Source organism: Candidatus Eisenbacteria bacterium (genome assembly GCA_016867715.1).
In the GTDB taxonomy this organism is placed as follows: Bacteria; Orphanbacterota; Orphanbacteria; order Orphanbacterales; family Orphanbacteraceae; genus VGIW01.
Map to the genome: position 1 here is coordinate 1 of VGIW01000110.1, position 9,994 is coordinate 9,994.

Genomic DNA, 9,994 nt, shown 5'->3' on the forward strand with positions numbered 1-9,994 from the left:
AGGAGGACGTCGGGGGTCGCCGCGCTCCTTTTGCTCGCCACCATCGCGGCGGAGGCCGCGCGGAACCGTCCCGCGGACCGATCGGTTCTCGACGAGCACATCGCGAACATTCTCGCCACCGTCGAGGAGAAGGCTGCGCTCGTGGTCGAGGGGGACGCCGAGACGTTCGGTTTGCTTTATGCAACGGTCGTCGAGGGTAGAAGAAACGATCTCACCCTCTGGAATCCGGTTCTCGATCTTCTTCCCGCGGGCCCGCTCTTCGCGCGCTTCGCGCCGCTCGTCGAATCGCGGATCCCCGGATGGAAAGGGGCCGCTCTCGCCGAGGCGGTCCGCTCGGGCGTTCCGGTCTACGCGGCGTCGGAGAGCGACGAGGTGCGCCCGGGAGAGGGGTTTCGGCTCGAACCGTGGGGGATCCTCTTCCGCTACGCGCTTCCGCAGGTGGAGGGCGCGGATCGCGAAGGAGGCCTCGCGCTCTGGGATCGGTACCGGACGAAAGCGATCGAGCGGGTCTCGCCCCGGTCCGGCTATCTCGCGCGCGTCCTCGCCGCGTCGTATCCGATCCAGAAGAGCCGCGCGCTCTTCCTTGCGGGCCGAAAAGCCGAAGGGCTCGTTCTTCTCCAAAAGGCGCTCGCGATCGGCGGGGAGGCGGCGCCGGTTCTCAACAACGTCGCGCTCGCCTACGAGACGATCGGAGAGACCGAGAGGGCGCGGGAGCTCTACGCGCGCGCGGAGATCGTCTCCGCCGACGGGATCCCGACGCTGAACCTCGCGAGGCTCGATCGAAGGGAGGGGCGGGCCGAGGAGGCGGAGAGGCGCTTCCTCACCGTGATCGAGAAGGACCCGCGCCTCCGCCAAGCGGCTCTCCTCGAGTGCGGGGCGGCCGCGCTCGAGAGAAGCGCGCACGCGGAGGCGTCTTCTTTCTTCGAGCGCGCGGCGAGGGATCGCCCGTGGGAGGCGGGGCCATTCGTCGGGATGGGAGAGGCGCGCGTGTTGGAGGGAGATCTCGAGGGCGCGCGGTTCTTCTTCCGGCGGGCGGAAGAGAGGCGTTCCGGGATGGAGAGGCTCGGCGAGCTTCGCATTGCGGAGCGGCTCGAGGAAGAGGGGAGGAGGGGGGAGGCTGGGGAGGTCTACCGCGCGCTTCTCGCGAAGAACCCTTCGGACGAGGAGGCGCTCGACGGTTGGGCCCGTCTCGCGGTGTCCTTGATGCGTCCGGATGCTGCCGACTCGCTCTATGAAGCCGCCCTCTCGGCCGCGGTCGACCGCGCCGCCACGGCGAACCGGTACGCGTGGTTTTTGGCGGAGGGGGGCCGCCGTCTTGATCGCGCGCTCGCTCTCGCACGCGAGGCGCGCGCGCTCGAGCCGTCGAACGCATGGTTCGCCGACACGGAAGGATGGGCGCTCTTCCGTCTCGGCCGCTTCCGGGATGCGGCCGCGTCGTTCGAGGAAGCCCTCCGCGCGGGCCACCCCGGCGCGGACCTCCGATTTCGTCTCGGGTTCGCGCTCGTTCGTTCGGGGCGTGGAGAGGAGGGGCGGGAGAGACTCGAGGAGGGGCTTCGTCTCGATCCGGATTCGAGACACGCGCTCGAGGCGCGCGCGATCCTCGGTGGAGGCGATGCTACGGACGCGGCTCCTCTCCCCAGAAGATGACCCGGTTCTTTCCGGACCGCTTGGCCGCGTACAGGGCCTGATCCGCGCGCTCGAGAAGCTCGCGCCGCACGTCGGCGGTGGTGCTCCCCGCGGTCGTGTGGTCCGGATGGAGCGCGATGCCGATCGATGTCGTCAGGCGGAACGTCCCTCCTCCCTCGGCGGTGGGGAGCGGCGCCTCCTGCACGAGAGAGCGGAGGCGCTCGCAGATCACCTTCGCCTGATCGCGCGAGGCGCCGGGGAGAAGGATCGCGAACTCCTCCCCGCCGTAGCGCGTGACGAGGTCGATCCGCCGCACGTGATCGCGGAGAATCCCGGCGACCTTCGCGAGGACCGCGTCCCCCGCCGGATGACCGAACCGATCGTTCACTTCCTTGAAGTTGTCGAGATCGACCATGACGAGGGCGAGCGCGGTGTTCTCGCGGCTCGCGCGCTCCACCTCGCGAAGGATCTGCTCCTCGAAGAAGCGCCGCGTGAAGACCCGCGTGAGGAGGTCGACGTAGACGAGCTGCTCGAGGTGCTTCGCGCTCCGGATCCGCCCCGCCGCGAGGAGCGCGACGAACGAGAAGAACCCGAGCGCATGCTCGTCGAACGCGTTCGGCTCCGTATGAAGAACCTCGATTGCCCCGTAGATTTCCTCGCCCGCTCGAAGCGGAAGAGCAGCCGCGCTCCGCGCGTCTTCCTCGGCGGCGCGCGCGGCGAGGAGCGGGTCGCGCGCGAGATCGGGGACGTGGAGCGGGTCGCCACCTCGGCGAAGATGCTCGCGGAACGCGGCGGCGAGGAGCCCCCGGTCGGTCGGCTCAAAAGGAGGCGAGGGGGACGCGTCGGCGAGCGAGACGAAGCGGACCCGCGAGGCGGCGATCGTCTCCGACGCGAACCGGGCGATCCTCCGGAGGGAATCGGCCGGTTCGTCCTCCGGCGGCTCGCCGGCCGCTCCGGTGAGGATCGACTCGAGGGCTCGTCGGGTTTCGTCCGTGGCGAGTTCCGGCGGGAGGAGGGGTCGGAAGGGGAATCGGTACTCGTTCGCCGCCGGCCCCGGAGGTCGGAGGGTCACCAAGAGAAGGCCCCGCCGGTCGTGATAGACGACCGCGCCGTCGGCCGGGCCCTCGGGTGCGCCCCGCGCGAAGAGCCCCTTCGCCACGAGCGCCTCGAGGACAAGCCGGCAGGCGCCGTGAAGGGATGCGTCGCTCCCCTCGGTGAGGCTCTCCTCCACGACGCGGCGGATCGTTTCGTCGAGGAGGCCGACCGGAAGGACCTCCCGGAGAAGCGTGGCGTACTCGATGCGGCTCATGATCCCGGCTCCCCCGCGGCAACGATATACCAAAATAATTGTAGCATTTTGCGATCCGGCGGAGCAAGAGGCGACGGGGCGGGGTCGAGTCGGCCCTCCCGTACGTTCCCATTCTACCACGCCAGATCCCTCGACTGCCGGTGTGGTATTCTTGCCGCGGCATCCAGGCGAGGAGGTGGGTCCCATTCGCGAGCGGCGCGCCGAGCTTCTCTTCCTCGCGGGCATCTCCGCCCTTCTCGTCCTTCACGCTCTCTCGTTTCGCTACACGGTCGACGACGCCTTCATCTCCTTTCGCTACGCGGAGAACTGGGCGGAGGGGAAGGGGCTCGTCTTCAACCCGGGGGAGAGGGTCGAGGGGTACACGAACTTCCTCTGGACCGTTCTCCTTGCGGCGGCGCTCCGCGGGGGAGCCGAACCGGTGCTCTTCTCGCGGATCGCGGGGATCGTCTCGGGTCTTCTTATCCTTTGGGTATCGTTCTTCTATGCGCGAACGAAGCTCGCGAACCGCTCCGCGGCGGTTCTCCTCCCCGTCGCGATCGCCGCGAACGGCGCGTTCGCGCTCTGGTGCGGCGCGGGACTCGAGACGGTTCTTTTCGGTCTTCTTCTCTTCGCGGGCGTCGCGGCCGCCTCGTCGGCGGAGAGCTCGCGGGCGTTCGCGCGCGCGTCTCTCTTCCTCGCGCTCGCGTCCCTCACGCGCCCGGAGGGGGTCCTCGTCTACGCGGTCGTCCTCTTCGATCAGCTCGCGCTTCGCCGAACCGGCGTGAAGCGCGCTCTCCCCGGGGCGCTCGTCTTTCTCGTTCTTGTGGGGGGGCACGAGGCGTGGAGGATCGCCTACTACGGGGAGGCGCTCCCGAACACGTTTCGGGCGAAGACGGGGGGCGGCCTCCACGCGCTTCGGCGCGGGGCTTTCTATCTCGCCCGCTACCTGGGGCCGTTCGGGGGATGGACCGTTCTCGCGCCCCTCCCGCTCCTCTTCCTCGGCGGAATCCGGCGGTGGGAGCGGACGTTTCTTCTTGTCTTGATCGTTTATCTCGCGTCGATCGTCGCGGTCGGGGGCGATTCCCTTCCCTTCTATCGTTTCCTCGTTCCCGCGGTCCCCCTCTTCGCCCTTCTCGCCGTCTCCGGGCTCGGCCGGCTCCTCGGGGATCCGAGCGAGAGGGGAGGTGTTCGCCTCGCCGCGTTCGCGGTTCTTCTCGCCGTTCCTCTCCTCAACACGTTCGGCGGCGAGGCGCTCCGTTTCCTCGCCGAGGACCGGGATCGGGTCGAGCTTCATTGGAAGCCGATCGGCAAGTGGCTGGGAGAGCACGCGAGCGAGGGTTCGTCGGCGGCGGTGACGACCGCCGGGGCGATCCCCTACTACGCGAAACTTCCGACCATCGATATGCTCGGCATCAACGACCGCGCGATCGCCTCGCGCCGCATGCCCGAGATGGGCCGAGGAATCGCCGGTCATGAAAAGCACGACATGAAATACGTTCTCTCTCGAAGGCCGACCTACATCCTTCACTATCCCTTCCTGATTCCCGAGCCGGTCTTCTGGTCCGGCCAGTTCCGGACGCCGTGGAACCGCGGGCTCGAGGAGCTTCTCGAGAACGAGGCGTTCGACCGGGAGTACCGGGGGGAGAGCGCGGAGATCCTTGCCCCGGGGGCGAAACGCTCTCTTCATCTGGTTTACTTCAAGAGGAAGGAGGACGCGTCGGATTGAAGCGAAGGAGTCGCCTCCCGTCGGAGCGGCGCCCGCTGATCGCTCTCCTGTTCGTCTTTCTCGTCCTTCTCGCCGCGAGGGTCCTCTCGTGCCCGGATCTCGGCTGGCATCTCCGCGCGGGGGAACGAATCGTGGAGGAGCGCGCGATCCCCGCGACCGACACCTTCACCTACACCGCGGCGGGCAATCCTTGGCGCGTCAACCAACCGCTCGCCGAGGTGCTTTTCTACGCGGTGAATCGCGGGTTCGGCCCGGCGGGTCTCATCCTTCTCCGCGTCGGGATCGTTCTTCTCGCGTTCCTTTTCGTCCTCCGCGCGAGCCGGCTCTCCGAGGAGCGGAACGAGCTTGTCGCCGCGGGCATTCTCCTTCTCGCGATGCTCGCCTGTTCCTCGCACATGCTCCTGCGTCCGAACACGATCTCGGCGATGTTGCTCGCGGTCGCCGCGTGGAGCGTGGAGAAGATGCGGCGCGGACGTCCGGTGCGGTTCTGGTTCCTTCCGTTCCTCTTCGCGGTGTGGGCCGAGGTGCATCCGGGGTTTCTCTTCGGCGCGGGGCTTCTCGCCTGCACGGTCGCCGGGGAGGCGGTGCGGCGAAAGGTCCCTCTTCTCCGGGGCGATCTTCCGATCCTCGACCGGCGCGCGTTAACGAGGCTCGCGCTCGTTTCGGTTCTCGCGGTCGGAGCGGCCGTCGGGCTCGCCGCTCTCGTCAACCCCTCGCGGGCTGCCGCCCCGCTCCTCCCGATCGGACTCCTTCGCTCCGAGTATTTCTTTGGGGTGCTGGACGAGTTCCGGCCGGCGAGCCTCTCGCGCGATTGGTTCTTCGCGGTTCTCTTTCTCCTCGCGATCCTCTCGACGATCCCGAGGAAACGGCGCGACGCGACCGAGATCCTCCAGCTTCTTCTCTTCGGGCTCTTCGCCGCCCGCGCGGTCCGCCTCATTCAACCCTTCGCAATTCTCGCCGCCCCGATCGCGATCCGGAATCTCGCGCCCCTCGCGAACCGGATCGCACCGGACGCATCGCAAGCCGGCCGCCTCGGGCGTGCGCTCCTGGCGGCCGGAATCCTCTGGCTCGGGGTGTGGTGGTGGAAGAACGACCCGCTCCGCATCCCGGTGCCGCCCGAGTGGAGCATGCGCCGCGACACGTGGGCGTGGGGGAGCGCGAACTACCCGATCCGCGCGTTTCGCTTCCTCGATCGGGAGAAACTCCCTGGAGAGGTCTTTCATCCCGATCGCTATGGAGGTCCGTTCATCTGGTACTTCCATCCGAAGCGAAAGAACTTCATCGACGGGCGGGTGGAGGTCTTCGGCGAGGAGTTCTGGAAGAACACGTACGCCCGCATTGTCGCCCGGGGCCCCGGGTGGGAACAGCTCCTCGCCCGGTATCGCGTGAACACGCTCCTTCTCGCGATCGACCCGAGGGGGGGCGCGGATCCTCTCAGCCTTGCGGCGCCGGCGCATCCGGAGTGGGCGCTCGTCTATTTCGATGATGAGGCGATGATTCTTGTGCGAAGGAACGCGATGCGCCCCGAGGATCGGGATCGTCTCGTTCTCGAAGGGGTCGATCCGCGGGCGGGCTCTTCCCCGCGAACCTACGAGGAGGAGATCCTCGCGCGGGCCGGACTTCGAAGGTGCCGGGAGGCGGGGCGCTCGCAAAGGGCTCTGCTTCACGAGTGGGAGCTTCTCGCGCTCCGCGGGGGATGGTCCGCGATCGCCTCGACGGGGGACGAATGGCTCGCGGTGCGGGGGCAAAGGGGGCTTCGGTACGCGCTCCATCTTCTTCGGGGCGAATCCCGTTTTCGCGCGGGGGATTGGGAGGGAGCGCGCGGGGACTGGGAGAAGGCGGGGGAAACGCCCCGGGCGCATCTTAACCGTTTATTGATCAAGTATGTGGAAGAAGGCGGAATCGAGCGTCTGGTCGAATCCGGCGGGGAGGACCCGCCCGGCGCTCTCGCGCGGCTCGCCGATCTTCTTCGGGACGCGGGGGACTTCGCGGCGGCGGCGGATCTCCTCCGTGAGGCGGTGCGGATCGGGGGGCGGCCGGAGCATCGAAACGAGCTCGCGTGGACTCTTCTCGATGGGGGCGGGGACGCGTTCGAGGCTCTTCGCGAGGCGCGGTCGGGCGTCCGCGCTCTTCCGGATGACGCCTACGCGCGGGGAACCCTCGCGCGGGCGCTCGAGCGGGCGGGGGACCTCGAGGGGGCCGAGAGGGAGCTTCGCGAGGCGATCCGCCTGCTTCCTTCGGACGACTACCGAACTCGGGCGTCGATGAGGGGACGGCTCGCGCTTCTTCTTTCCTTGGGGACGGCCTCGCCGGAGCGCCGAGCGGAAGCGCTTGCCGCCGCCGCCGAAGCGCTCCGCGACGATTTCGAAGCGGACGCGAAGGAGGATCTTCTCCGTCTTCTCGCGCGCGGCGGAAGGGCCGAGGAGATCGCTCGGCTCGCGCTCCGCGAGGGGGAGATCCGCAACCGCGCGAGCCGAAAGGAGGGAGGACCCGTGCTCGCCGATCGCGGGCGCTATATCTATATGGAGATCCTTCGCGACCTCGGCCTCGACTACGACGAGATCCGTCGGCTCGCGGACCGCCACACTCCCCGAACGAAGGACGATGCGCAGAAGGGCAGGAACCTCCGATAACGAGGCGAGCCGGCGGCTCGACGAGGCGGCATCTCGGTCGGCCGAATCGATCCCGGGTCCCAAGCGATAGAGCCTACTGATTCGCCCGCCGTCCTTGGCTGGGCAGCGCGCCGAAGCGAACGGATATTCCTTGACCCGCAGAGCAATCCGGTTTACGCTCGCGCTCACGATCCATCCCGCGACAAGGAACGGCCACACATCATGCACCGCACGTACCATCTCTTCTTCTCGTACGCGCGGAAGGACAACGAGCCGAGGAATGACGGGGGCGGAGGCTGGGTCACCGCGTTTCACGACGAGCTGCTCCGCCGTCACAAGCTCTACTCTCGACGGGAACTGAAGATCTTCTTCGACAGACAAGCCATCGACGTCGGCAGCGACTGGAAGCGCGACCTCGGCGAGGGGCTGCGCTCCTCGCGTCTCTTCCTCGCCTTCCTCTCGCCGAACTACATCGTGAGCCGGAACTGCCTCTGGGAGTGGGAGGAGTACCTTCGACGCGAGCACTCGGCGGCGCGCGGCGACGACGGCATCACCCCGATCTTCTTCGTCCAGCCAAGCGACCTGCGGCCGAAGGACCGCCAAGCGATCCGCGATTGGCTGGTCGACGTGCAGCGGCGTTATCCCTGGTTCGAGTTCGCGCCCGACCGGTTCGGTGACGAGGAGGAGAAGCGCGTCCGCCCGTGGCTGGACGACCTCCATCGCCGCAATCGCGACGTGACCTGCGAGCTGCAGGACTGGTTCGACCGCGGGCCCGAGGTGCTGCTCGAGCTGGACGCGGCCGAGCGCTCGGCCGAGGTCCGCGCGGCGCCTCGTTCACCCGCCGACGACCTGCGCACTCTCGCGGAGCGGCTCGACGCGATCGACCGGCGCATCGCCTCGCGCCTCGACCGCATCGCCCTGGCCGACCTGGCGCCGGGCAACGTCGTCCGCAGCCACGAGCACTTCGTCGGCCGGCATGCCGAGCTGAGCCGGTTGCACACCATCCTCATGACCGGCGGCCCGCAGAGCGGCGGCCGCGGCATGGGCGGGCGCGGGATGATCGCAGCCGCGCACAGCCCCGGCGGGCTCGGCAAGACCGCCCTCGCCCGCCAGTACGCTCATGCCTACGCCGAGTTCTACGCCGCGGGCGGGACATGGGAGATCGGCTGCGAGAGCATCTCGTCGATCGGGCTGGCGCTGCTCAAGCTGACGGACGATCCGCGCCTCGCGACGGCCGGGCAGGGCATCGTGGTCCCGCTCGCGTTGAACGAAGAGCAGAAGGCCGACCCCGACAAGGCGGCCACCGCCATCCTCGACCACCTGAAGAACCTCACCCGCGCCCGGGTGGCCCGCCTGCGCGAGGAACTACGGCGCCACCCGGAGCGGCATTCCCCGGACGATGACCTTCCCATTGTCGAACAGCCGCGATGTCTCCTCATCCTCGACAACGTCGACCGGGCGGAGCTTCTGAGCGCGGAGCAGGTCGCCTTCCTCCCGGCCGAGGAGTGGCTCGAAGTTATCGTCACGACGCGGTTCGACCCGGCGCAATTCGGCGTCGGCGAACGCTGGCAACAGACGTTGGAGATCGAGCCGCTCCCCGATGCCGACGCCCTCGATCTGCTGCGCGAGTTCCAGCCGGGCCACCGCTTCGCCGGCGAGGCGGCGGAGCAGGCCGCCATCAAGATCGTGGAGGCGCTCCGCGGGTACACGCTCGCGGTGGAGCTGGTTGCAGCCTACCTCGGGGTCCATGCCGCGGAGGGCTACCAACCGGCGGAGTTCCTCCAGCGGCTGTCGGACGAAGGCCTGCTCGTCGTCGACATTCTGCAGGGCGAGACCGAGGTCGCCGCGAAGATCCGGCATTCGCAGAAGCAGGTCGGGGCGGTGCTGGACTGGTCGATCGCGCGCCTCAGCCACCCGGCGCGGACGGCGCTCGAGTTCGCGGCGCTGCTGCAGCCCGACCAGATCCCGATGCCCTGGCTCGAGACCCTCACCCGCGAGGCACACCCGTCGGAGCTTGCGGACCGGCCCGGCCACCCGTCGAAGTGGGCCAGTGCCTGGCGCGAGCTGCACGGCCTCCGGCTGCTTCATCCGGCCGAGGAGATCGAGGACGCGGATCGACGCGCGGGCACGTTGCCGCCGCTGGTGCGCATCCATCGGCTCGTCGCGGAGCGGGCGCGGAAGGAGACGGCGCGGCCCGACGAGAGGCTGGCGGCCGTGGATCGGTTCTTCCTCGAGGTTTCTTACCTGTTTCAGGAGCAGGTAGGCAGGGGGGAAGACGCCGCCCTGCGAGCGCAGCATCCGTGGCTAAGGGACCACCTCAGCCACCTCATCGCCAGCCACGCCTCAGCCACGCTGCTTCGATCGGCACAGGTCGCCGCTGACTTCGAGGGCGAGCATGGCTCGCTCAGCCGTGCGCTCGGCTTCACCGAACGCATTCTGGAGGCGAAGAGTAAGCTCCTCGCGGGCCACCCTGACTCCGAGGACCTCGCGCGGGACGTGTCGGTGAGCTTGAACAAGATGGGGGACTTTCTTTCTCGTCGGGGTCTTCCGGGGGACGCGGAGGCGGCGCTTCGGCATTACGAGCGGAGCCTGGCCGTGAGCGAAGGGTTGCTCCGTGCGAATCCGGAGAGCGCGTTGGCGGCGCGGGACGTGTCGGTGAGCTTGAGCCAGATGGGGGACTTTCTTTCTCGTCGGGGTCTTCCGGGGGACGCGGAGGCGGCGCTTCGGCATTACGAGCGTTGT

At 68.5% G+C, this 9,994-nt stretch carries 5 protein-coding genes; 4 read left to right on the forward strand and 1 reads right to left on the reverse strand.

The features are described from left to right. Positions 1-1,647, forward strand: a 1,647-nt coding sequence (locus tag FJY73_13010; GenBank protein ID MBM3321576.1) for a tetratricopeptide repeat protein, incomplete at its 5' end; no start/stop codon positions are given. On the opposite strand, the gene FJY73_13015 is transcribed toward FJY73_13010, so the two are convergent. Next, positions 1,616-2,935: a sensor domain-containing diguanylate cyclase gene (locus FJY73_13015; protein ID MBM3321577.1), complete on the reverse strand. Its 1,320-nt coding sequence runs from the start codon at positions 2,933-2,935 to the stop codon at positions 1,616-1,618. The two genes, FJY73_13010 and FJY73_13015, sit on opposite strands and share 32 nt — an antisense overlap. Before the next feature lie 175 nt (positions 2,936-3,110). Between FJY73_13015 and FJY73_13020 the strand changes: the two genes are divergently transcribed. The 3 genes from FJY73_13020 to FJY73_13030 form a co-directional block, all read left to right on the forward strand. Next, a complete protein-coding gene (locus FJY73_13020) occupies positions 3,111-4,640 on the forward strand; it encodes a hypothetical protein (protein MBM3321578.1) in 1,530 nt (509 codons plus the stop codon). Then, complete coding sequence (locus FJY73_13025) at positions 4,637-7,273, forward strand: hypothetical protein (GenBank protein ID MBM3321579.1); 2,637 nt, start codon at positions 4,637-4,639, stop codon at positions 7,271-7,273. Before FJY73_13020 ends, FJY73_13025 begins: the two co-directional genes overlap by 4 nt. A 201-nt stretch (positions 7,274-7,474) precedes the next feature. Beyond that, on the forward strand, positions 7,475-9,994 hold a 2,520-nt coding region (locus FJY73_13030; protein MBM3321580.1), incomplete at its 3' end, for a toll/interleukin-1 receptor domain-containing protein.

What these genes read in the sequence shown, in the direction of transcription:
- FJY73_13015 (MBM3321577.1), bottom strand. Translation starts at nt 2,935, where the DNA reads ATGAGCCGCATCGAGTACGCCACGCTTCTCCGGGAGGTCCTTCCGGTC.